Genomic DNA, 22,572 nt, shown 5'->3' on the forward strand with positions numbered 1-22,572 from the left:
TGTATACTTCTCTAAAAGTTAATATCCATCTTAAAAAATATTTCATCCTCATTACATTCAAGAATTTCAATTGATTGCTCGGCCGTTAATGAACCTTCCAAAAACTCGATCACTGGAGATTGATCAATGAACCTGCCTTGCAAATGAAATGAACAGTGCATATCGCTCACTTCTTTTTTACACATGGAAACAGCCAGTATATTTTCAAAAAACGGATCGAGATTCTTATCGAGAATTTTAAAGAAATCGTTTGTCCAGCGATACATCAGACAGTCCATCTCAGTTGAGCCTTCAAAAACATCAATGATTTCATATTCGCAATAAAATGATCCATTATTCCAATTCGACGTCAACAACATTTCGGTGAACTTAGGTAAATTCAAACTGGAGAGGCGTGCTTCATTCTGGGTTTCAACAATGATTTCATCAATGATGCCCTTGACACGATCAATTCTGTTCAACTCCAGATTCCCTTTGATGATTTGAATTTTATTCAGCCAGTCATGCCTGGTTTGACGCAGAGTTTCAATAGTCGTCCAATTTTTATCCATTATTAACACCTTCAATTATGATAAAGAAACTTTTTTTCAGCTCTATCATGTTGAATACTTCCATTTGTACAGTATATCAAAAAAATAACAAACAGGAAATGAAGCTCGATTCACATGCCTTCACATGAAAGCCCCCGTCCAAAAAATACAGCCGCACACCCTGAGTTCTTTGGACGATGGTAGAGCCATTTGAACTAAAAAAGAGAATGGGCCTTTTATGCACCAATTGGAGATATTATAGTTGAATTGGAGTGTCTATTTGGTTTAAACCAAATCGGATGGATGAGTAATCTTGGATTTCCCCCCTGAAAGTTTAAGAAAGCCCGCCGATTGGCGAGCCTTTTGTAAGTCAGAGGTTGTTTTCCTTATACTAATGACTAAAGTCTCCTGCAAAATGCTGGTTCATTTCCTATATAGTATAAATAAAGGGCCGGACCCCTTCATCACTATATAGCATACCATTATTAAAAATGACGCGGTATATAGTGTCTTGTAGAAGGAATCAGACCCTTTTGAGTCAGCCTCTGTTCAAAGATGCCAATTATGCTTCTTGTGCAACTGGATATACGCTTACTTTTTTACGGTCACGTCCGAAACGTTCGAATTTAACAACACCGTCTACTTTAGCGTATAGAGTATCGTCTCCACCACGGCCTACGTTCTCACCAGGATAGATTTTTGTTCCGCGTTGACGGTAAAGGATAGAACCACCAGATACGAATTGACCATCTGCACGTTTAGCGCCAAGACGCTTGGAGATTGAGTCACGTCCGTTCTTTGTAGAACCTACTCCTTTTTTCGAAGCGAAGAACTGAAGATTTAATCTTAACATTTGTTCCACCTCCTATTGGTTGAGGATAATTTTCATGTATTTACCATAATCACGTTCGATGGTTTGCAGCGATATGAGCATGCCGTTCAAAAGCAGCTGAACCTTCTCTTCCGATTCCGGCGAAAGATTCCCCGGAATGACGCAGCGAAGATAGCCGCCTTCTCTCCCTTGCTCAATCTCAGGCTCAACGTCCGTTAAGGACATGATTGCATTGACTGCCCCGAAGGAAACAGCCGATACACCTGCACAAACGATATCAGAACCTTTTTTAGCAAAATTAGCATGTCCGCTTAAGGTGAACGAAGCAATCCGTTCCTGCGGAGCATCAAATACAACTTTGATCATCTAGAATCAGCCCTTACGCGTTGATTGCTTCGATAACAACTTTAGTGTATGGTTGACGATGACCTTGTTTTTTACGATTGTTTTTCTTCGCTTTGTATTTGAAAACAGTGATTTTCTTTTGCTTACCTTGTTTTTCGACAGTACCTGTTACAGTAGCGCCTTCAACTAGTGGAGCACCGACTTTCACGTCTTCGCCACCTACGAATAAAACTTTGTCAAATGTAACAGTTTCGCCTGCTTCTGCGTTTAATTTTTCAATGTAAACCGCTTCGCCAGCTGCTACTTTAATTTGTTTACCGCCAGTTTCGATAATTGCGTACATACTTGCACCTCCTTAAATGTCTCAGACTCGCCAATCACAGGCGTTTTACCAGAAAGGCAAAAGCTTAAAACCTGATGTTGAGCGGTTGTAGCACGGGTGCTACAAACATAACATTAAAATCCTAACATGAAACAGGAAAGGCTGTCAATATATTTATAACAATTCCCGCCCTTCACTCGAAAGCCCGCCCGATTTCCTGAATGCTCCCGAAGCGCTTGATGGAGTAAGCATTCCTCGAACCTGGGATAAAAGACAGGAATATCTTTTTACCGATCAATTCCTCCAATGTCGGCCGATATGATTCCTTTTCACCAAGCAGCACGTCCGCCACCGCTTTACTGACCTCCACCCAGACCGCTTCATCATCCGTCTTCCTGTGTTCCAGCAGTTCACGTTCCAACCGGAAGGCCACCGTTTCAGGGCTCTCGATTTTACCGCTTCCACTGCACACAGGGCAAGGCACCGTCGTCATTTCACTTAAAGACGGGGAGGTTCGCTTTCTCGTCATTTGTAAAATGCCCAGTTCCGTAAAACCGATGACCTGGGTTCGCTTCTCATCCCTCACCGCTTCCTTTTTAACGATTTCGATGATTTCCTGCTTATGCCGGGACTGGTCCATATTGATGAAATCTATCAGGATGATTCCGCTGATATTCCTCAATCTCAGTTGACGGGCGACCTCTTTCGCCGCAGCCTGATTAACCGCAAATAATGTTGCTTCCTTCGCCACCTTGCCGGTGAACTTACCTGAATTGACGTCGATTACGGTGAAAGCTTCAGTTTCTTCAAAAATTAAATATCCGCCATTCTCAAGCCAAACGATTTTCTTGGCCATTTTCTCAACTTGCGCTTCCACATTCCATTCGGAAAAAATATTCTTTGTACCCGATACATGGGATATTTCCCACTCCTTACGGTTTTCCTGTATCCACTTTTTCAACTCGCGATAGGCCTCGAAGTCATCGATGGCAAGTTCCCCGGTCGCCGTTCCCGACATTTCGGAAATGATCATATCAAGGTATTCGTCCCTCTCATAGAGAAGGGACGGGGCCTTGAGGGACGCAGCCTTAAGTTCAAGCCCTTTAAAGAGCTCCCGCAATCCATTTAACCTGTCAAGGAAGACCGATTCACTTTCGTTCTCCATCGAGGTGCGGACAATCAATCCCTCATCAGGATTTTTATGCTGCAAGGCAGTTTCGCGCCATTGCTTCTGAAGATCATTGTTTTTGAATTTCTTTGAAACACCGACATAATCTATTCCATGTATGTATACGAGGGAATCTGTCGAAAACTCGATCAGCCCAGTCAATTTAGCTCCTTTGGTGCCCGTTTCATCCCGCGTCACCTGAACTAGCAGCTTATCTCCCTGACGGACAAATTGACCGATCGATGCTTTCCCATCACTTTTTTTTGTCAGCTGGAAAGAGGGAATCTCGTCACGGTGTAAAAAACCATTTTTCTCTGCACCATAATCAATGAAGACGGCATCCATGCCCGGTAACACCTTCGTCACCTTCCCAAGATAAATGTTACCGACCGTACTGCGCTTTTGAGGCGGCATGATTTCAAATTTACGTAAAACACCATTCTCAAGTACAGCCACTCTTTTTTCGCGTGAAGCTAGGTTCGCGATCATTTTTTTCATCAAAAAAAATCCTCTCCTCAATTTGAAGAAAGGATAACATATTTAATAAGAATATAATAGGTCGCCGATTTTCCCGTTTGTCATTTTCTCGGAAAAATAGGCATGAAGGATTTCCGTTTCATCCAACGAGCCGCTCTCTTTCCCGTTTTTCATGATGATCACGGGGTGTTTACAACCGCGTTGAAACATTTCCAACACTTTATAAATCGGTTCTTGTGAATCCACCGAGATCGGCTTCAGTTTCGCCAAATCATTCGTATGCCCGTAATGGCGCTGCAAAAGAAAGCGGATGAAAGCATAATACCTCTGCCGCCATTCCATGACGAGTGAGAGACTTATGAAAAAGATGATGAGCCAGATGTTCAAATTGAGCGGATCCAGAATGAGCCAGGTCAAAAAAGCAAGGAAAGCGAATACTGCAGAAAAGTGAAGTGTATGTTTCTGCGCTTCCAGAAAGGTGCAGTATAGGGAAACACCGATGAATAGCAGCCGTCCCCCGTCCAGGGGCCAAATTGGCAGCAGATTAAAAATCAGCAGCATAAGATTCATATACAAAAATGGCTGGTACAGCTCATATGGGATAATGGTAAAGAAATAGAGCAAAAAAGCTGCGCCAATGAGCCAAACATGTTGAAGCGGACCGGCAAGCACCACCGCCAAATCCTCCTTCAAACTCTTGTTTCCATATTCCTCAGTCTCGACAGCCCCGCCAAAAGGAAGCAGCTGGATTGACTTTATCCGCCATTTGAAGTGCTGGGCACAGACGGCATGCCCCATCTCATGTATGAAGACGATGAGCAACAGCATCATCACTTCAACGAAATGGGCTGTGAGGATGGCGATGCCAATGACAAACCACAATGTCGGATGCACCTTGATTTTAAACAGTAACTTCCCATATTCACTCAAAGGAAATCACCTTTTTAGGATCGACGAAAGCATCATTTTCTTTTATCGCTAAATAAAACCTGCCCATGGATCCATCTTCACTTAGTGTAACCTGTCCGACTTCATTGCCCTTTTTAACGAACTCATACAATTTCACATCAATTCCTTCCAGCTGCCCATACCAAGATTCACTTTTATTGGCATGCTGAATGACGACCGTCTTTCCGATCCCCTCCTTTTCACCGGCAAAAATGACTACCCCTTCATTAACGGCCTCGACCTTTGAGCCTTTGCTCGTTTCCAAAATGATTCCCTCACCGTTCGTCTCGAAGTTTTGGGTAATCTTCGCAGAAGCTGGCATTGCATATTCTCCATTCGAATCAACAGTTTCCGTATCGGCTTCATTCGGTAAAAAAGCGATCGGTTTACCAAACGCACTTTCGTACCAATTGGAGATTGAAGCGAACTGAAATTCCTTGTTCATGTTCTCCGTGACAAAACTCCTGGCAGGGTCAAGCCGCACAGAAGGGTGTTTGAACATCACCGCGACAATCAGGAACAGGCATACACTGGCAAGGATTTTAAAGAAAAAATATTCTTTCTTGAAGAGCGGATGATCTTTTTCGGAATACCCGTTATATGAATCAATACCATATGGTTCCTCATTGTTGATCTCCGTCCAACTACTGCTTCCTGACGGTTTATCATTAAACTTGCGTCTCTTGGCGATACGATTGCGGATATCTTTCCTGCGATCATCCATTCCAGACTTCCCCCCCTGCTCATGTCAAAGCGCTATATTACAACGTATGAGCAACTTGTCCAGACTATTCTGCACTTCCCTGAAAATTTTTTTCCGATGAAAAATTCACCGAAACTTATGAATTCCCAAGGTGGTTCGGGCATCGATTCAGAAAATCGAATAATTGAGATTGATATTGTTCCCCGGAATTTGTTATAATAAAGTGGTTTTAACATTATTGAGGGGGAACATTTTTTTATGTCAATCGAAATAGGCAGCAAAGTACAAGGTAAAGTAACAGGTATCACTAATTTTGGAGCATTCGTAGAATTACCAGGAGGCTCAACAGGTCTTGTGCATATCAGTGAGGTAGCAGATAGCTATGTAAAAGACGTAAATGACCATCTTAAAGTAGGCGACCAAATTGAAGTAAAAGTGATTAGTGAGAAAGACGGAAAAACTGCCTTGTCCATCAAAAAGGCTATAGATAGACCCGAAGGGCAAACCTCTTCTTATACCAAACGCCCACCACGCCAAGGGGATAGCCGTTCTAAAGATTTTCGTTCAAAAGGTAATTTCCAACCAAAGGAAAATTTCGAAGATAAAATGGTGCGCTTTTTAAAGACTAGTGAAGAAAATTTATCGACTCTTAAACGCAGCACCGAATCAAAACGCGGCGGCAGAGGCGGAAGACGCGGATAACCCGCTGCATTTTTAGCATATGGATCAGGCAAGCCAGTATATGGCTTGCCTTTTTTATTTCACAAGAAGCATAAAAAAAGCGAGGGCATCAAATGCTCCCCGCTTCTTGACAAAAGAATATAGATTTACCTCACGCTGAAGAATTTTTTCAATTTGGACATGAAGCCCTTTGGTTCGCTGCCAATTGGAGTCAAGGGCACAGATTCACCAAGGATCCTTCTGGCGATGTTCCGATAGGCAAGTGAAACTCTATTGTCCGGATTATAGGCAATGGGTTCCTTTTTATTCGCTGCCACAATGACCTGGTCATCATCAGGAATGACGCCGATCAAATCAATCTTAAGAAAATCGGCAACTCCATCGATATCCATTTCTTCATCCTCATGAAGCAAATGGCCGCGGATCCGGTTGATGATCAATTGAGGCGGTTCAATATGCTCTTCTTTTTCAAGCAGGCCAATAATACGGTCAGCATCCCTGACAGCCGGTCTCTCTGCAGTCGTAACGATGATTGCCTTGTCTGCCCCTGCAATGGCATTCCTGAAGCCCTGTTCAATGCCTGCAGGGCAATCAATGATGACATAATCATAGTCAGGCTTCATATCGCTGATGAGTTTCCTCATCTGCTCTTCATTCACCACTGTTTTGTCACTATTTTGCGGAGCGGGAAGCAGATAAAGCAAATCCTCGAAATGTTTATCTTTTATAAGCGCCTGGTGTATCTTACAGCGCCCTTCGACCACATCGACCAAATCATAGATGATGCGATTCTCCAATCCCATGATCACATCCAAATTCCGAAGACCAATATCCGTATCAATCAAGCAAACCTTTTTGCCTAGAAGAGCTAAAGATGTTCCTAAATTGGCGGAGGTGGTCGTTTTCCCGACACCACCCTTACCGGATGTTATAACTATTGCCTCTCCCACGATTAGAGACCCCCTTCTAATCTATTTAAATTAGGTCTATATTTCTTTAAGACTTGCAATTTTTCTATTATGATATTTTGTTCTTCATCCATGAAGGCACATTCCAAGTCATGTCCCCATTTCGCATATTGGTCAGGAGATAAATTCACTTTTCCGGCAATGCGCAGCTGGGCAGGCTTCATGACAGAGGCAGCTATAATGGCCTCTTTATTCCCTTTATATCCGGCATGGGCTATTCCCTTTAGCTGTCCCATGATATATATGTTGCCACCCGCACGAACCGTTCCGTCGGGATTGACATCCCCTATCAGCAGTAAGTCCCCAGGAACTTCAAAAACCTGTCCCGACCTTATCACCTTGGTCACGGTCGTCACTTGGTTTTCATCTTTCCATCGTTTCGCTTCATCCTTCGTAAGGACATTCGAAATCATCTCATCTACGAAAAGCTTCTTCTTTTTATGGATGACCTCTTTAATCTTTTCTTCTTGTTGTTCATCAAGATAGCGGTTCCCTGTATGTACTTTTACGGAAATGGACGGGTCATTTTCTTGAAACTGATAGTTTGCCGAAAGCTTCACTTCTAACTCTTTCAATAATTCGGAAAATGAGCAAGAATCATCGAGATGAAGCATAAACCCGTCTTTTGTTCCCTTAATCATGACATTTTGCTGAATTCTTTTATTCATGACGTTTGTTTCACCTCAATGAAATATAATTCGACATAGGAAAACAAATTTCCTTTTTCTACGTACACGGAAAAGAGAAAATACATTTCCCACCTGCTTCTTAAGACACAGGAACGTTATTCCGTTTCTCCTTGCAAATCAAGTTTTTCAATCATTCTCTTTAAAGGGTAGCAGCTGATAATAATGAATGCGAGATTCAATAATAATGTCGGAATCAATCTCCGTTCCGCAAATTCACCAAATCCCATATCAGCAAAAGATAGTATGATATTCATTTGATAGATGACAACCTCTAAAACTGCCGTGAATAAAAGCGCAGTAAGACAGGCAATCAATATATTATTTTGCAGGATTTTCATGCATTTCGATATCAGATAGGCAAGAAAAGGCAGCAGGAACATGTAAGTCCCAAGGATTTCCGTATATACGACATCATAGGTCAACCCAAGAATCGCACCATAAAGCATACCCATTTTCCTTGAACCGAACATGGTCAGGAAAAAAACGAAAGCCATCATGAAATGGGGCACGAGGATTTTATCGGCCCCGAATGCATTTCCAGCAAACATCTGGGCGAAGATGCTTTCAAAAACAAAAAAAACCAAGGCTATAAAAGAAAGGATGAAATATCTCACTCAGCTTCATCCTCCCCTTCACTTTCTTTCGGTACACCGTCCACTTCGCGCTGAACGACCATGACATTATTAATATCATAAAAATCCGTGGAAGGTTCAATATATGCGGTCTGGTTCAATCCATATTGATCCACTTTGACATCGACAACTTTCCCGATCAGCAGACCTTTCGGAAAGATCCCTCCATAACCGGATGTGATGACCAATGAATTTTTCTTGATCTTTTTATCATATGGGATCCGTTTCATCAGCAAAAGGTTCTTCTTATCATCGAATCCTTCAATCAAGCCATATGCTTTATCATCACCTTGGACAATCGCTGAGACACGATTGGCTTTATCGATCGAGCTTAAAAGTTGAACCGAGGCCGTGAAATCCGTCGCTGATTTCACCTTACCGACTAACCCATTGGACGTGATGACAGCCATATTTTTTTCTACCCCATTACGCTTCCCTTTATTAATCGTCAGCATTTCATGCCAGCGGTCGGGATTACGTCCAATGACCGTCGCCTGAGTGGGCGAATACTTGCGCAGGTCATCTTCTTTTTTGAGGTTATCGCGAAGTTCTTCATTTTCTTCCTTTAAATCTTGGACTTGGGTTTTCAATAATACATATTCATCCAAGCGGGCTTTCAATTTTTTGTTTTCATCGTATGTATGTTGAAGGTCTTTTAAGCCCCCTACAAAACCTGTTATACCCGATACTGGCTTATTAAACACATTTCCGACCCAGCCTGTCGTATCTTTCAGGAATTGCTCCGGCCAAGTCAACTCTTCTCTCTCCCTTAATGAAAAACCGATCAATGCCACGAGAACGATAATACTAACGAGCAAGAGAAGGAGCTTTTTATTAAAAAACTGTGGCATGGTGATTACACCTCTATCTAAAATTTCTTAAAAATACACTATGGATTTAATTAAACAGCAAAACATAAGAAAAACCGGCTCAAAATTGCACCTTTTGTTGAGCCGGCCCTATTTGAGAAGTAATGCTTATCGCGAATCTCTTGATTTAGTCTTGAATAAATGAATGTGGTCCAGCGCTTTTCCCGTTCCGATTGCAACACAATCCAGCGGATTTTCAGCGATGATCACCGGCATTTGCGTTTCTTCACTGATGACTTTATCCAAATTGCGCAGCAAAGCGCCCCCGCCTGTCAGCACAATGCCTCTGTCCATGATGTCAGCCGCTAATTCAGGTGGTGTTTTCTCTAAAGTGTTTTTCACGGAATCCACAATTGCAGAAACTGTGTCGCTTAATGCTTTGGATATTTCCTCAGCTGTAATTTCGATCGTTTTCGGTAATCCAGTCAATAAGTCACGGCCGCGAATTTCCATGTTTTCTACGCCTTCCGTATCCCCAGCAGAACCAATTTCCATTTTGATCGCTTCAGCAGTACGCTCACCGATCATCAAATTGTAGTTCTTACGGATGTAAACGATAATGGCATCATCCATTTCGTCACCGGCGATACGGATCGATTGGCTTGTAACGATTCCGCCAAGGGAAATGATTGCCACTTCCGTCGTTCCTCCGCCGATATCAACGACCATGCTCCCTGTAGGCTCCCAAACAGGAAGGTCCGCACCGATCGCTGCTGCAAACGGTTCTTCGATTGGATATGCGTCACGGGCTCCAGCTTGTCTAGCTGCATCGATGACTGCACGCTGCTCAACTGCCGTAATTCCAGAAGGCACACAAATCATGACATATGGCTTGTTGCCGAATACGCCCTTCTTTTGAGCTTCCTTCATATAGTACTTCATCATGGTAGCCGTCGTTTCATAATCGGCAATTACTCCATCCTTCATCGGGCGGAGGGCAACCACGTTACCAGGTGTACGGCCGATCATGTTTTTCGCATCGTTTCCGACTGCAACGATTTGCTTTGTATCTGTTTGCACAGCTACAACCGATGGTTCACGTACTGCGATACCTTTTCCTTTCACATAGACAAGCGTATTCGCCGTCCCTAAATCAATCCCTATATCTCTAGCGCCAATTCCAAACATTATGGTATCTCCCTTTCGTAAACAAAAATGCCTTTTTATAAGTTCAAATAATAATTTGTCGTTTTTTGACAATAAGAGTTTTGAAAAAGTTTCCTCTTTTAAAAATCATAAACAATATTATATCGTATCGTCAAAAATTTTGATAGTGTCATAAATAACCTTTTTCCTTCAAACTAACATATTTATGTTCCCCGATGATGATATGGTCCAATACTTCAATCCCGATTATTTTACCACATTCGACTAACCTTTTCGTCACTTCAATATCTTCTCTGCTGGGAGAGGGGTCTCCGGAGGGGTGGTTATGAAGACAGATGATAGAGGCAGCGGACCTTTTGAAAGCCTCTTTGAAGACCTCGCGCGGATGCACGATCGAGGCATTGAGGCTGCCGATGAATACCGTAGTTTTTTGAAGCACTTGATTTTTCGTATTTAAATAAAGACAGACGAAATGTTCCTGTGATAAAAACCGCATTTCTTCCATGCAATAATTGGCTCCATCTTCAGGAGATCTAATCACATAACGGTCTTGATCATTTAAATTGTTAATTCTCCTGCCAAGTTCGACAGAGGCCAGGATTTGAATCGCTTTTGCTTCACCAATCCCTTTAATCACGGTCAGTTCTTCCACTGAGGCTTCTTTTAGCAGGCGCAGGCCCTTGAAAGAATTGATGAGCCTACCGGATAGTTGCAGGACGGATTCTTCCCTTGATCCCGTCCTCAATAGCAGAGCGAGCAATTCCTGATTGGAGAGACTCTGCGGTCCGTCCTGCAGAAACCTTTCGCGCGGTCTCTCCTCTTTCGGGTAATCCCGTATTAACATTTTTTCGCTCAAAAGATCAACCCTTCCTTAGAAAAGGAAAGATGCCAGAGGAAATCGATCAGCCTAACTCTTCCTGCATCGCTTTAAGTTCCCGGGCCAGTCTCGAGACAGGAAGCCCGACAACTGAGAAATAGTCCCCTTTGATTCGTTCGACAAGAAGAGATCCGTATCCTTGAATCCCATAGCCGCCAGCTTTGTCAAAAGGTTCCCCGCTATCCAGATAACGTTCGATTTCAGCCTCTGGCAGCTCCCAAAATGTAACTTCCGTTTTTTCTGCGAATACTCTGCGATGCTTGCCGAATAGAATGGCGACACCTGTGTATACTTCATGTGTCCGTCCCGATAACATTTCCAGCATTCTTTTTCCATCCGCACGGCTTGTCGGCTTACCCAATATCTCACCATCAAGAACAACAACGGTATCCGAGCCGATTACCCAGCTTTCCTGAAATTTTGCCGCGATGGCTTCCGCTTTACGGGAAGCCAGTTCTTTCACCGCTCCATCAGGACACATGTTTTCATCAATACTTTCATCGACATTGGAATTCATGCTTTCAAAGGGGATTTGAAGAAATTGTAGAAGTTCTTTACGACGTGGTGATGAAGAAGCTAAAATCAATGGCTGCATAATATAAAAGTCACCTTTCTTTACATAGGGAGATACATATCTATCCTATCAAATAATGGTGCAATCCACAATTATTGTTTACTAGGAATCGACAAATGCCTGTAAGTATTTCCCGGAAAATAAAAAAGGTGTCACAGATGGTTTCATATTGGGGAGCTTGTCCCATTAGGCAGCCCCCCTTTTTTCTTTACTTAACTCGATATGTTTTGGTAATTCAATAAAAAATTCAGAAGACTTTCTTGAGCCTGGAATAGCTTTTCTTCATTTTTGGAAGTCTCATATTCATCAATCGACTTTGCCGCAGCAGTCAGGTCATCGTTCATCTTTGAAAACGCCGGCGATAATTTCCCCGCCTTCAGTTCATCCATGTTTTTTTTCAGGGTTTCTTCGTTTACCGTCCCTGCCTTTCCACGAAGCTTTGTTGCGGATGTTTCTGCCAAAGAAGCATATACTGCCTTCATCTTGTCGAGAGTTTTCTCTTCTTCTTGGCTTGTCCCGGCCGCTTCAAAATTGATTTCCTTCCAATATACATCCACATCATATGACTTTAAGTACAAGGCCAGCTCTTTACTTGCAGCTAGACTCTCTGCTGATCCCAAGAATAGATAATAGCTGTCTTCCAATTTGAAGATTTCAGCAGGAACCTGCTTTTCAATGATTTTCTTTTGTATTTGCCTTGCCGCATCCTCGCTGCTGAATACTCCACCCTGTACAAGGAATGTCTTCAGCTGGTTTCCTGGTTCAGTCACTGCCGCTTTTTTATCTTCAACAGTGGCTTCCGTTGGAACCGGGGGCTCGACCGAAGATACTTCGGCTTTTTCCTTTGTAATCGTTTTAACGGCGATCAAGCCAAGAATCGACCCAAAAAAAACAGCACAAATGACAGCGATCATGAATGTCTTGATCGGTCTTTTATCAGAACTTTTCAGCGAACTGGTACCAAAACCGATGAGCTTCGGCATTTTCTTCTTTGGCGGTGTGGGAACCAATACGATTTTGTTTTCATTTGAATCCTCAGGGAGTATCCATTCGAAACTCTCATCTGTGTGTTCCTGTTCCTGCTCCTTACTCGCCGCCTCTTGACTTTCAATCTTTTTATCGGCAAATACTTTTTCTTCCCCATTTATTTTAATCGTTACACCCTTGCTTTGTTCCGGCTTGCCCAATTTTTTTCCTCCCCTCCAGATCATTTTTTTCATCCTAACATAGAGGTAAAAAAAAATAACAAGACTTTTGTCGTCTTGTCATTAATAGGTTTCGTCAAATTTCCCTATTCATAAATGGGTAACGAAAATAGACTTACAGGTACTGGTACTTCTGGTTCATGAACCATTCAATATCGCCTCTCACCAATTACATATATCACTCTTTCGTGTCAGCTTCACTTGCAGCCAATTGGGGATAGTTCCCTACTGAGCTATTGTTCAGGTGATTTTTGACAAATTCCTCTTGAATTAGGATGGTTCTATAAGCTCATCTTAAAAAAGTTACATACCAATGTAAAAGGGAATCGCCCCAAAAATAAGCAGTCAATGTCCCAAAAACGATATACGGTCCGAAAGGAATAAGTGTTTTCTTTTTAAGGATTCCGGTCAGCAATCCGATGATGCCAAGCAATGCCCCATAAAAGCACGCAAAAAGAAACGATAACAGCACCATCTTCATTCCCAGTACAAAGCCAATCACTGCAAACAGCTTGATATCACCGCCACCCATGCCACCCTGACTCACTACTGCGATTAATAACAGCAGGCTAAAGCCAACCACGGCCCCGACAATTGACCCCCACCAGGGCGACAGCGGAAATGAGACTCTTAAAACGATAAAAATCACCGTAAAGAAAAGCAGTATTTTATCGGGTATGAGCATATAGGCGACATCAGTCACGAAGATGATCATAAATAATGAAATCAATGTCAAGCCAACCAAGAGTTCGCTCGACCAGCCAAGGAATATCGGAGCAGAGGTAAACAAAACACCGGTCAGCATTTCCACGGCCGGATAAAGGGGGGAAATCCTTGCTTTACAGCCCCGGCATTTACCGACTTGCAACATATAAGAAATAACCGGTATCAACTCGAAGAATGTCAATGTATGCCCGCAAGAAGGGCAGGCGGAGCGACGATTCGCAAATGAATGACCAGCTGGAACACTTAAACCGACAACGTTAAAGAATGAGCCTAAAATTAAGCCCAATACGAAGAGATAGATATGGATAGCCATCATTTATACAAAGTGCATGAGGATTCGATTGCCTTTCTTTGAAACCCTGATATAAAAGTCCCTTCCGCTATGTAATCATCACTGGGGTTCTTCATGATTAATCATTCCTCCCATCATTTCAATAAGTAGATCCTACTATTCATCAATCATGTAGAATCAATATATAAACATATTTTAACAAATATACTTGGTGATTTGTTATCAATCACTCTATTAGAGTTTTTTCTTTTCAAGAGGCTCTTTAACAAGAGAAAAGGACCTTTAAAAAAGGTCCTTTCAGACTGTAGACAAACTCGATAAAAATCGAGTTTGTCTACAGTTTTTTTTGGCTTGTACAAATTTGGACGTTGATTGGAACGTAGGGCACTCGCTTTCCGCGGGCGGTCCGGGAGCCTCCTCGGCGCATTTGCGCCTGTGGGGTCTCCCTTGGACTCGCTATTCCCGCAGGAGTCTCGCCCCTTCCGTTCCAATCAACTATGTTTAAAATTTTAGATGGAACTCCTTTTGCCTATAGACTTTTTTGTTTTAAAATAGAACTATTAAAACTTGAGGTGATGAGGATGCTTTCGAAACATAATTCTATTCAGCGAGACCAACTTGAAATGATTACTTTAGATCAACTGGTACCCGCGAATCATTTGGTTCGTAAAATTGAGGCTGCCATTGACTTCACTTTCATTTATGATTTGGTGAAAGATATATATTCAGAGATAGGAAGCCCAAGTATTGATCCAGTTATATTAGCCAAACTGACTTTCATTCAATTTACCCTCGGTATTCGTTCAATGCATAAAGCAATTGAAGAAGTTGAAACAAATATGGCTTACCGTTGGTTCTTAGGCTGTGGTTTCCATTATAAAGTGCCTCATTACGGTAATGCACATCCTTTAGGCATTTCCCCTGATTAGGAACTCCCTCACAAGTGAAAGGAAATGAAGCGACCCTGTGATGACAAGAATCTCTTTTTCCCCTGTTTTCCTTCTGCCTTCCGTTATCGCCGCCTGCCATTCCTTGTTTATACGTTTATTTGGATGACTGCATTTTTCATAAAGCGTTTTCGCATCCGCCGCCCGTTCATGGTCGAATTCGGTAATGATGATTTCCATCGCTTCCGTTTCCAGTCCATGAAGCATCTCGGAATAATTTTTATCTTTAAATGAACTGAATACGAATCGGTACTTATAGTCGGGGTAATGCACTTTTAGCGTTTTCTTCAGCACGTCGATGCCGGCAGGATTATGTGCACCATCGATGATCACCAACGGCTCATCCGATATTTTTTCAAAGCGGCCATCCCATTTCGCTTCGCCTATTCCTTTAAGGATGCTTTTTTCATCGATATTTTCCATTCCTAATGTGACAGCAGCAATGGCCAATGCCGCATTCTCCATTTGATGACGCCCTAACATCCGCATTTCCACATTATCGATGGACCTGTCGGCAAGCGAAAATGAGAAACTTTGCCCTCGTTCACTTTGCTTTATATTCCCTATATGAAAGTCTTTACCTAATTTGTAATAAGGTACGCCTAATGATGACGCTTTTTCTTCAATTACTTTTGCTGGCTCCCCAGCTATGACTCCGCTGATGATCGGCGCCCCGCTTTTAATGATGCCCGCCTTCTCAAAAGCAATTTCCCCAAGTGTGTTACCCAGGATGCTCGTATGTTCCAAAGAAATCGAAGTAATGATCGAAAGAAACGGCTGGATGACATTCGTTGTATCGAGCCTGCCTCCCAAACCGGTTTCCATCAAAACCAAATCCACTTCCTTTTTGCTAAAATAAGAAAATGCCACCGCAGTCAAAATTTCGAACTGAGTAGGACCGTCCCCTTTACTGTCCATCTCTTGGATAATCGGCCAAAGCTCCCGGAAGACAGCGATAAAATCCTTATCACTGATTTCATCTTCATTAATCTTGAGCTGTTCATTCATCCGTATTAAATAAGGTGATGTGAAGGAAGCGACCCGAATCCCTTGGGCAAGCAGGATTTCTTTAATATATTGCAGTGTTGATCCTTTCCCGTTAGATCCTGCAATGTGAATATACTTTAGCCCCTTGTGCGGGTCACCTAATTCAGTTAACAATGCTTCCATCCGTGATAGGCCAAAATTCATGCCCAATTGAACTTGGCGCCGTTCAAAAAAATGATTGATTTCTTTCATGGTTGTTACCATTATCGTTGTGCCTCCTCTTTCTTTATACCGCTCTAATGCGTTAAGATTATTTTATCAATATATGATCGATTAACCTAGATGAAAGGTAGTGTTTTACCATGAAACCTTCAGATTTCCACTGTTGGATTGTCGTTAACGGCTATTTACAGCATGATAAGTTTTCCAGTTTAGCTTTGTTCATTAAAGAGGCGGCTGAAAGGAAAGATATCACGGCAACCCTTATCCGTAATTCAGATCTCATTCCCATAATCGAAAAAGGAGTGCCACTGCTTAAAGGAAACTTTGATAAGCTTCCTGATTTTGTTCTGTTCATGGATAAAGACATTCATTTGGCACGCCATTTGGAATTGCTCGGCATCCCCGTTTATAACAGCAGTAAAGCGATCGATATTTGCGACAGCAAAGCAAAAACACATCAAGCATTGACCGGGCATGGCATACCGATGCCGAAAACCTTATTTCCCCCTTTTACGTACGAAGGGATTGAAAGGGTCAATATGGATGCTTTTATACAAATCGGCAATGAACTTGGGTATCCACTTATCGTTAAGGAAGCATACGGTTCTTTTGGGGAACAAGTATATTTGATCCAAACAGAGGATGAGTTACTAAAGACGATCCGTAATCTTGGCCACAAACCATTTATACTCCAGGAATTCATCGAGCACAGTAAAGGTCGGGATATTCGTGTGAATGTCGTGGGAAATCAAATCATAGCAGCGATGCAACGCCATTCGGAGCAAGACTTCCGAGCTAATATGACTGCCGGAGGGCAGGCTGCTCCATATATACCCACCAGTGAAGAAGCACAACTTGCCATCCGATGTGCGCAAATTCTGGGTGCCGACTTCGCTGGCGTCGATTTGTTGTTCGGTGAAGAAGGCCCGCTTTTGTGCGAAGTGAATTCGAATTCGCATTTGCTGAATATTTATGAATGTACAGGCATCAACATCGCTGATAGCATGTTCGATTATATCTTGAAAGAATTAGGAAAAGGAAGTGCATCTGATGAAAAAACAAGCAGGCTGGTTGATTTATAACCGTGAGGATGCCTTAAAAAACAAAGGATACATAGATTGGATGCTTGACGAAGCCAGTAAGCTTGATCTTGATTTACACTTTCACTTTCGGGAAGACCTTAGGATCGGTCATCGTTTCAACGAGTTGTACGTGGAACATGAGACGCAGCCAATTTCATTGCCAGACTTTGCTATCGTCCGGACCATCGATCCTTTTTTTACAAAGCAACTTGAGCAACTGGGGATTGCTTGCTTTAACTCCTCCTTCGTATCGGAAATCGCGAATGACAAAGCAAAGACGCATCAATATTTGTCCTCGCTTGGGATTCCAATGGCCGATACCGTATATTGTAACGGAAGGCCGAGTGCCGATGATATGGAGTTCCCTTTCATTGCTAAAGAGACAAGTGGACGCGGCGGGAAACAAGTATATCTAATACAACATGCCGATGATCTTGCCGAACTGAATGATGGAAATTGGATAGTCCAAAAACCCGGCTTATTCGGTAGAGATATCCGAGTATTTGTAATTGGAAAAAAAGTGAAGGCTGCTGTACTTAGGGAATCCGCTTCAAGTTTCAAGGCAAATTATACGCTGGGCGGATCGGCTTCACTATATGAGCTATCTGCAGCTGAATTAGCCCTTGTCGAAAGAGTAATGAGGCCGTTTGATTTCGGCCTGGTCGGTATCGATTTCATATTTGCCGAAGATGGCAGCCTCATGCTTAACGAAATCGAGGATGTCGTCGGCAGCCGGACATTGAGTGCACTAAGTGATATGAATATCGTATCGGAGTACCTTACATTCATAAAAGAAAGAATATCCTCCTAACGAAATACAAAAAAGGATGAACCGGCATAAGCTGGTTCATCCTTTTGTTTTACAGTTGTTTCAGTTCGCTGATCCTGTGGATTACAGAGTCGCGTTTTTCGCTATAGTCTTTTTCCTTGGCACGTTCTTCTTCGATGACGCTTGCCGGCGCCTTTTTAACGAAGCCCTCGTTGCCTAATTTTTTCTGTACGCGCTCAACTTCTTTATTAAGTTTGTCGAGTTCTTTTTCAAGACGTTTCACTTCTTCGTCGATATTGATCAGTCCTGTCAGCGGAAGGATCAGTTCTACGCCAGTTACGACAGCTGTCATCGCTTGAGCAGGTTCCTCGACTTCGATTCCGATCGTCAATTGTTCAGGATTACAGAAACGCTCGATATAGCTGCTGTTTTTCTGTAACGTCTCTAAGATTGACTCATCTTTCGCTTTTAAAATCAAATTGATTTTTTTGCTTAGCGGTGTGTTCACCTCAGCACGGATATTACGGACGGAGCGGATGATTTCAACAAGCAGCTTCATTTCCTCGGCTGCAGCTGTATCTGTCAATCCTTCATTCACTTCCGGCCAAGCGGCAACAGTGATGGACTCACCTTGATGCGGAAGGTTCTGCCAGATTTCTTCGGTAATGAAAGGCATGAACGGGTGTAACAATCTCATCGTGTTATCCAGTACATAAGCCAAGATCGAGCGCGTCGTTTTCTTCGCTGCTTCGTCTTCGCCATATAACGGAAGCTTCGCCATTTCAATATACCAGTCACAGAAGTCATCCCAAATGAAGTTGTATAGTACACGGCCCACTTCACCAAACTCATAACGGTCCGCAAGTCTGGTTACGTTGGAAATCGTTTCATTCAAGCGCGTCAAGATCCATTTATCGGCTACAGACTTCTCACCGCTTAAATCGATTTCGTCATAAGCCATGCCATTCATGTTCATCAAAGCAAATCGGGATGCGTTCCAAATCTTATTGGAGAAGTTCCAGACCGCTTCCACTTTTTCCGTGCTGTAACGAAGATCCTGTCCTGGCGAGCTGCCAGTAGACAAGAAGTAACGCAGTGAATCGGCACCGTATTGATCGATTACATCCATCGGATCGACACCATTGCCAAGCGATTTACTCATCTTGCGCCCCTGTTCGTCACGAACGAGACCGTGGATCAGCACATCTTCAAATGGTCGTTCACCCGTGAACTCAAGAGCTTGGAAAATCATCCGCGATACCCAGAAGAAAATGATATCATAGCCTGTCACAAGTGCCCCTGTTGGATAGTAACGTTGGAAATCGACACTGTCCTTATCAGGCCAGCCCATAGTCGAGAACGGCCATAATGCCGAGCTGAACCATGTATCCAGAACATCCGTATCTTGTTCCCAGTTTTCAGCGTCCGCAGGCTCTTCGTGACCTACATACACTTCACCTGTTTCTTTATGGTACCAGGCTGGAATGCGGTGACCCCACCAAAGCTGACGGGAAATGCACCAGTCGCGGATATTTTCCATCCAACGCAGGTACGTTTTTTCGAAACGATCAGGTACGAAATGAACTTTTTCCTCATCGGATCCTTTTTGAAGCTCAACGGATGCATCAGCCAGCGGCTGCATTTTAACGAACCATTGCGTCGAAAGATATGGTTCAACAACAGCACCGCTTCTCTCTGAATGGCCGACTGAGTGAAGGTGATCTTCGATTTTGAAGAGTACTCCTTCTTCCTGAAGGTCTTTGACGATTTGTTTACGGCATTCAAACCGGTCCATGCCTTCATATTTACCAGCCTTTTCATTCATCGAGCCATCTTCATGCATGACAAGGATGCGCTCCAAATCGTGACGGTTCCCGATTTCGAAATCATTCGGGTCATGAGCCGGAGTAATTTTGACCGCGCCTGAACCGAATTCCATATCGACATAATCATCACCGACAATCGGGATTTCCCGGCCTGTAATTGGCAAGCGGACCATTTTGCCGATCAAGTGTTTATAACGGTCATCTTCAGGATGTACAGCAACAGCAGTATCACCAAGCATCGTTTCTGGACGGGTAGTGGCAATTTCAATTTCACCTGATCCGTCAACCAACGGATATTTCATATGGTAAAATGCGCCCTGCACATCTTTGTAAATAACCTCGATATCGGATAACGCCGTTTTCGTCGATGGATCCCAGTTGATGATGTATTCGCCGCGATAAATCAAGCCCTTGTTATAAAGCGAAACGAACACTTCGCGCACAGCTTTTGAAAGCCCCTCATCAAGAGTGAAGCGTTCACGTGTATAATCAAGTCCAAGACCCAGCTTTGACCATTGTTCACGGATATGGCTCGCATATTCCTCTTTCCATTTCCATGTCTCTTCTACGAATTTTTCACGTCCTAGGTCATAACGGCTCACGCCTTCCGCACGAAGTTTCTGTTCTACTTTCGCTTGAGTGGCGATACCGGCATGGTCCATGCCCGGCAACCATAAAACATCATAGCCCTGCATTCTTTTCATGCGTGTCAAAATATCTTGAAGTGTCGTATCCCAAGCGTGGCCAAGATGAAGCTTACCTGTCACGTTAGGCGGCGGGATGACAATCGTATATGGTTCTTTTTTATCATCACCCGTCGTTTCGAAAAACTTTCCATCAAGCCACCATTTGTAGCGGCCTTTCTCTATCGTCTGCGGATCATATTTAGTCGGCATAGAAATTTGATTTTCTTCCATATCATTTCCTCCTTTTTAGGCATAAAAAAAACTTCCATCATCATAAAAGGACGAAGGAAGTTGTTCGCGGTGCCACCTTTTTTCCGAAAAAGAAAAAACTTTTTCGGCTCTCAAATCGGATAACGGCTCTTCACCGGCCTTCGCTACTAAGAGGTTCACGAAGACTGCTCACGGACGACTTCGGATGCTGCTGCCTGGAAACCTCGCACCAATTTGGTTTCCTCTCTGAAAAGTGCATATCATCTTACTATTTCCGGTCTTTGCATTGATTTATATTCATATGTAAATTCATTGAATGCATATAGTATATAGTACAAAAAATATGGGGCTCCAGTCAATCATCTTTTCGCTTACTTTCCCAGGAATCATCCCATTTGATACATTCAAGGTCGTTTTCTTTATTTTATCCTCCAGGAACAGTAAATGTGATGGTTTATCACCTTTTCCACTGCCCACCCATATTATATAAGAAGTCCTAAAAAGGAAGGTAATAATATGAAGCGAAGATATACTCCCTATACTTTACCGCCTTGGATGAAGAAATTCCGCGGTGTCTGCCAGCAGTTCATCGTCCCCTTTATCGTATTCCAAGGATTACGCACACTGATTTTTCCGACTTTCTTCGATATGCTCCTGCTAATCGCATTTATTTTCCTGGCCATGTCTTTATATTTCGAATGGATTTAATTATTCCCTTACAGCAAAAAAAATATACATGACTGGAGATGATCCAATCATGTATATTTAGCTTGGAGGTGATTGTTCTTCTTTGGCAGCCTCTGCAGCAGCTTTTTTCTGCTGTTCGATCTCTTCGATTTTCATCACCATATATTCAATATTTTTCAGAAGCCAAAATTGCCGCTGCAGTTGAGTAACATTATCAAGCTCTGAACGATGGACCCTGCCATCGGAATAACTCTTCACTAATTCCAAAGCTGATCCAGGGAATGCCAGATAACTTTGCATGAGCAGCAATTCTTCTTCCTTCAACGGAAAATAACGAAAATAGTTATATAGCCAGTCAACGCAGTCATCGCATTGGACAGGATAGGTCCTGGCCGATTTAACGAGAAATGGCAGTAAATCGAAATGCGGCGGAGCCGTATTCGAATTCTCAAAATTGATGAAGTAGCCATACCCTCGCTCATCATAAACGAAATGTTTCAAAGAAACCTTTCCGTGCGTGACCACGGTTCGAACCTTTTCACTTTCCTTCGTTTTTTCATACCAGGTTTCAAACTTCTTGATCGAATACTTCAGCGCCTGTGAAATATCAGTGTAGAAAGAACAAACCGTCATTTCGAATGGAGACATATACCACTTCTTTTCACAGCTGACAATATACTCATCCATAAAGTCCTTCTCGTTATTCCAGACATCAAGCGTCCGCTCATAATGGGCTTCCCTTTCCTCAATATCCACTTGTATTTCCTTAACGGAAAGTGTATGCATCCGAGCAAGCTCCCTGAACATTTGCTTATGTTTTTCATCGCGCTCCCCGTCCCCCTCATTATTGAGCCAGGGCATCAGGTAATACAAACGGCCATTATGCAGAACGGCGTAACGCTGATCCATCGTTTGATAAATCGGAACGATCCGATTATAGCCGCGATGGTATAGTTTTTGAACATTTTTGATAAAATCAATGCCGTTCTGGGGTAACATCGATTTCAAGGCAAATGTACCGCGATCACTGTATACTTTTTTCACACGCCCGAAGTCCTCGATATATTGTACATACATGGCATATTCCTTCAATACGGTTTCCGTGTCCCGATTCCGATTGGCAGGCTGCTGATTCTCGTTTTCCCTCACGAGACTCACTCACTTTCTCTAAAAAACTAAAGATTCTCCAGCACCTAAAAAACAGGAGCAGA

The 22,572-nt window shown here is 42.9% G+C and carries 23 protein-coding genes, 1 pseudogene and 2 other annotated features; of the genes and pseudogenes, 5 read left to right on the forward strand and 19 right to left on the reverse strand.

Translation table 11 applies throughout. The features are described from left to right. Positions 1-11 precede the first annotated feature (11 nt). The 7 genes from OSJ91_RS19585 to OSJ91_RS19615 form a co-directional block, all read right to left on the reverse strand. Positions 12-551 carry a Spo0B domain-containing protein gene (locus tag OSJ91_RS19585; protein ID WP_485890268.1) on the reverse strand — a complete coding sequence of 180 codons (540 nt, stop codon included), beginning with the start codon at positions 549-551 and terminating at the stop codon, positions 12-14. Positions 552-1,092: 541 nt separating this feature from the next. After that, entirely contained in the window at positions 1,093-1,383 is a 291-nt protein-coding gene (gene rpmA, locus OSJ91_RS19590; RefSeq protein WP_061143474.1) for a 50S ribosomal protein L27, read from the reverse strand. A 12-nt stretch (positions 1,384-1,395) separates the two neighbouring features. Continuing rightward, complete coding sequence (locus OSJ91_RS19595; protein ID WP_101222784.1) at positions 1,396-1,728, reverse strand: ribosomal-processing cysteine protease Prp; 333 nt, start codon at positions 1,726-1,728, stop codon at positions 1,396-1,398. Between the two features lie 13 nt (positions 1,729-1,741). Beyond that, positions 1,742-2,050 carry a 50S ribosomal protein L21 gene (rplU, locus tag OSJ91_RS19600; protein ID WP_034308849.1) on the reverse strand — a complete coding sequence of 103 codons (309 nt, stop codon included), beginning with the start codon at positions 2,048-2,050 and terminating at the stop codon, positions 1,742-1,744. 13 nt (positions 2,051-2,063) lie between these two features. Beyond that, positions 2,064-2,147, reverse strand: a sequence feature (ribosomal protein L21 leader region). A 75-nt stretch (positions 2,148-2,222) separates the two neighbouring features. Then, positions 2,223-3,695, reverse strand: coding sequence for an Rne/Rng family ribonuclease (locus OSJ91_RS19605; protein ID WP_485891925.1), 1,473 nt, complete (start codon positions 3,693-3,695; stop codon positions 2,223-2,225). Positions 3,696-3,737: 42 nt separating this feature from the next. Continuing rightward, positions 3,738-4,604, reverse strand: coding sequence for a M50 family metallopeptidase (locus OSJ91_RS19610; protein WP_485890269.1), 867 nt, complete (start codon positions 4,602-4,604; stop codon positions 3,738-3,740). Then, a complete protein-coding gene (locus tag OSJ91_RS19615) occupies positions 4,597-5,346 on the reverse strand; it encodes a peptidoglycan DD-metalloendopeptidase family protein (RefSeq protein ID WP_485890270.1) in 750 nt (249 codons plus the stop codon). Before OSJ91_RS19615 ends, OSJ91_RS19610 begins: the two co-directional genes overlap by 8 nt. A 237-nt stretch (positions 5,347-5,583) precedes the next feature. Here OSJ91_RS19615 and OSJ91_RS19620 point away from each other — a divergent pair, with 237 nt between their 5' ends. After that, on the forward strand, positions 5,584-6,027 hold the full coding sequence (locus OSJ91_RS19620) for a S1 domain-containing RNA-binding protein (protein ID WP_034308861.1): 444 nt from the start codon (positions 5,584-5,586) through the stop codon (positions 6,025-6,027). A 125-nt stretch (positions 6,028-6,152) separates the two neighbouring features. On the opposite strand, the gene minD is transcribed toward OSJ91_RS19620, so the two are convergent. The 9 genes from minD to OSJ91_RS19665 form a co-directional block, all read right to left on the reverse strand. After that, positions 6,153-6,956: a septum site-determining protein MinD gene (gene minD, locus OSJ91_RS19625; protein WP_034308862.1), complete on the reverse strand. Its 804-nt coding sequence runs from the start codon at positions 6,954-6,956 to the stop codon at positions 6,153-6,155. Positions 6,957-6,958: 2 nt separating this feature from the next. Next, complete coding sequence (minC, locus tag OSJ91_RS19630) at positions 6,959-7,642, reverse strand: septum site-determining protein MinC (RefSeq protein ID WP_350299613.1); 684 nt, start codon at positions 7,640-7,642, stop codon at positions 6,959-6,961. Between the two features lie 116 nt (positions 7,643-7,758). Then, positions 7,759-8,277, reverse strand: a complete 519-nt coding sequence (gene mreD / locus OSJ91_RS19635; RefSeq protein ID WP_350299614.1) for a rod shape-determining protein MreD — start codon at positions 8,275-8,277, stop codon at positions 7,759-7,761. Continuing rightward, the gene (gene mreC / locus OSJ91_RS19640; protein WP_034308869.1) at positions 8,274-9,146 is read right to left on the reverse strand and encodes a rod shape-determining protein MreC; all 873 of its coding nucleotides are present in this window, start codon (positions 9,144-9,146) and stop codon (positions 8,274-8,276) included. The genes mreD and mreC overlap by 4 nt, the downstream gene beginning before the upstream one ends. A 126-nt stretch (positions 9,147-9,272) precedes the next feature. Then, the gene (locus OSJ91_RS19645) at positions 9,273-10,292 is read right to left on the reverse strand and encodes a rod shape-determining protein (RefSeq protein ID WP_034308871.1); all 1,020 of its coding nucleotides are present in this window, start codon (positions 10,290-10,292) and stop codon (positions 9,273-9,275) included. 148 nt (positions 10,293-10,440) lie between these two features. Beyond that, a complete protein-coding gene (gene radC / locus OSJ91_RS19650) occupies positions 10,441-11,115 on the reverse strand; it encodes a RadC family protein (RefSeq protein WP_053537324.1) in 675 nt (224 codons plus the stop codon). A gap of 58 nt (positions 11,116-11,173) precedes the next feature. Further along, complete coding sequence (locus OSJ91_RS19655) at positions 11,174-11,743, reverse strand: Maf family protein (protein ID WP_413019121.1); 570 nt, start codon at positions 11,741-11,743, stop codon at positions 11,174-11,176. A 191-nt stretch (positions 11,744-11,934) separates the two neighbouring features. Then, complete coding sequence (locus OSJ91_RS19660) at positions 11,935-12,909, reverse strand: hypothetical protein (RefSeq protein WP_350299616.1); 975 nt, start codon at positions 12,907-12,909, stop codon at positions 11,935-11,937. A gap of 307 nt (positions 12,910-13,216) precedes the next feature. Further along, a complete protein-coding gene (locus OSJ91_RS19665; RefSeq protein WP_485890271.1) occupies positions 13,217-13,969 on the reverse strand; it encodes a prepilin peptidase in 753 nt (250 codons plus the stop codon). A gap of 557 nt (positions 13,970-14,526) precedes the next feature. On the opposite strand from OSJ91_RS19665, the pseudogene OSJ91_RS19670 reads away from it, so the two are divergent. Next, positions 14,527-14,838 (forward strand): annotated as a pseudogene (locus OSJ91_RS19670) (transposase); the annotation flags it as partial. A 15-nt stretch (positions 14,839-14,853) separates the two neighbouring features. Here OSJ91_RS19670 and OSJ91_RS19675 read toward each other — a convergent pair. Beyond that, on the reverse strand, positions 14,854-16,143 hold the full coding sequence (locus OSJ91_RS19675) for a bifunctional folylpolyglutamate synthase/dihydrofolate synthase (RefSeq protein ID WP_485890272.1): 1,290 nt from the start codon (positions 16,141-16,143) through the stop codon (positions 14,854-14,856). A gap of 98 nt (positions 16,144-16,241) precedes the next feature. Here OSJ91_RS19675 and OSJ91_RS19680 point away from each other — a divergent pair, with 98 nt between their 5' ends. Continuing rightward, complete coding sequence (locus tag OSJ91_RS19680) at positions 16,242-17,183, forward strand: ATP-grasp domain-containing protein (protein WP_485890273.1); 942 nt, start codon at positions 16,242-16,244, stop codon at positions 17,181-17,183. Then, entirely contained in the window at positions 17,152-17,994 is an 843-nt protein-coding gene (locus OSJ91_RS19685; protein ID WP_485890274.1) for an ATP-grasp domain-containing protein, read from the forward strand. Before OSJ91_RS19680 ends, OSJ91_RS19685 begins: the two co-directional genes overlap by 32 nt. 49 nt (positions 17,995-18,043) lie before the next feature. On the opposite strand, the gene OSJ91_RS19690 is transcribed toward OSJ91_RS19685, so the two are convergent. Next, the gene (locus OSJ91_RS19690) at positions 18,044-20,695 is read right to left on the reverse strand and encodes a valine--tRNA ligase (RefSeq protein WP_485890275.1); all 2,652 of its coding nucleotides are present in this window, start codon (positions 20,693-20,695) and stop codon (positions 18,044-18,046) included. Between the two features lie 43 nt (positions 20,696-20,738). Then, positions 20,739-20,965 (reverse strand) — a binding site (T-box leader). 225 nt (positions 20,966-21,190) lie between these two features. On the opposite strand from OSJ91_RS19690, the gene OSJ91_RS19695 reads away from it, so the two are divergent. Continuing rightward, on the forward strand, positions 21,191-21,382 hold the full coding sequence (locus OSJ91_RS19695) for a hypothetical protein (protein WP_101222799.1): 192 nt from the start codon (positions 21,191-21,193) through the stop codon (positions 21,380-21,382). Positions 21,383-21,439: 57 nt separating this feature from the next. Here OSJ91_RS19695 and ysxE read toward each other — a convergent pair whose 3' ends face one another. Further along, positions 21,440-22,510 carry a spore coat protein YsxE gene (gene ysxE, locus OSJ91_RS19700; protein WP_350299622.1) on the reverse strand — a complete coding sequence of 357 codons (1,071 nt, stop codon included), beginning with the start codon at positions 22,508-22,510 and terminating at the stop codon, positions 21,440-21,442. Between the last annotated feature and the right edge of the window lie 62 nt (positions 22,511-22,572).

Source organism: Bacillus sp. T-10(2022), assembly GCF_056502895.1.

What these genes read in the sequence shown, in the direction of transcription:
- OSJ91_RS19665 (WP_485890271.1), bottom strand. Translation starts at nt 13,969, where the DNA reads ATGATGGCTATCCATATCTATCTCTTCGTATTGGGCTTAATTTTAGGC.
- OSJ91_RS19585 (WP_485890268.1), bottom strand. Translation starts at nt 551, where the DNA reads ATGGATAAAAATTGGACGACTATTGAAACTCTGCGTCAAACCAGGCAT.
- OSJ91_RS19655 (WP_413019121.1), bottom strand. Translation starts at nt 11,743, where the DNA reads ATGCAGCCATTGATTTTAGCTTCTTCATCACCACGTCGTAAAGAACTT.
- OSJ91_RS19690 (WP_485890275.1), bottom strand. Translation starts at nt 20,695, where the DNA reads ATGGAAGAAAATCAAATTTCTATGCCGACTAAATATGATCCGCAGACG.
- mreC (WP_034308869.1), bottom strand. Translation starts at nt 9,146, where the DNA reads ATGCCACAGTTTTTTAATAAAAAGCTCCTTCTCTTGCTCGTTAGTATT.
- OSJ91_RS19595 (WP_101222784.1), bottom strand. Translation starts at nt 1,728, where the DNA reads ATGATCAAAGTTGTATTTGATGCTCCGCAGGAACGGATTGCTTCGTTC.
- radC (WP_053537324.1), bottom strand. Translation starts at nt 11,115, where the DNA reads ATGTTAATACGGGATTACCCGAAAGAGGAGAGACCGCGCGAAAGGTTT.
- OSJ91_RS19680 (WP_485890273.1), top strand. Translation starts at nt 16,242, where the DNA reads ATGAAACCTTCAGATTTCCACTGTTGGATTGTCGTTAACGGCTATTTA.
- OSJ91_RS19605 (WP_485891925.1), bottom strand. Translation starts at nt 3,695, where the DNA reads ATGAAAAAAATGATCGCGAACCTAGCTTCACGCGAAAAAAGAGTGGCT.
- OSJ91_RS19685 (WP_485890274.1), top strand. Translation starts at nt 17,152, where the DNA reads ATGAAAAAACAAGCAGGCTGGTTGATTTATAACCGTGAGGATGCCTTA.
- OSJ91_RS19645 (WP_034308871.1), bottom strand. Translation starts at nt 10,292, where the DNA reads ATGTTTGGAATTGGCGCTAGAGATATAGGGATTGATTTAGGGACGGCG.
- rpmA (WP_061143474.1), bottom strand. Translation starts at nt 1,383, where the DNA reads ATGTTAAGATTAAATCTTCAGTTCTTCGCTTCGAAAAAAGGAGTAGGT.
- OSJ91_RS19675 (WP_485890272.1), bottom strand. Translation starts at nt 16,143, where the DNA reads ATGGTAACAACCATGAAAGAAATCAATCATTTTTTTGAACGGCGCCAA.
- OSJ91_RS19695 (WP_101222799.1), top strand. Translation starts at nt 21,191, where the DNA reads ATGAAGCGAAGATATACTCCCTATACTTTACCGCCTTGGATGAAGAAA.
- OSJ91_RS19620 (WP_034308861.1), top strand. Translation starts at nt 5,584, where the DNA reads ATGTCAATCGAAATAGGCAGCAAAGTACAAGGTAAAGTAACAGGTATC.
- rplU (WP_034308849.1), bottom strand. Translation starts at nt 2,050, where the DNA reads ATGTACGCAATTATCGAAACTGGCGGTAAACAAATTAAAGTAGCAGCT.
- OSJ91_RS19615 (WP_485890270.1), bottom strand. Translation starts at nt 5,346, where the DNA reads ATGGATGATCGCAGGAAAGATATCCGCAATCGTATCGCCAAGAGACGC.
- minC (WP_350299613.1), bottom strand. Translation starts at nt 7,642, where the DNA reads ATGAATAAAAGAATTCAGCAAAATGTCATGATTAAGGGAACAAAAGAC.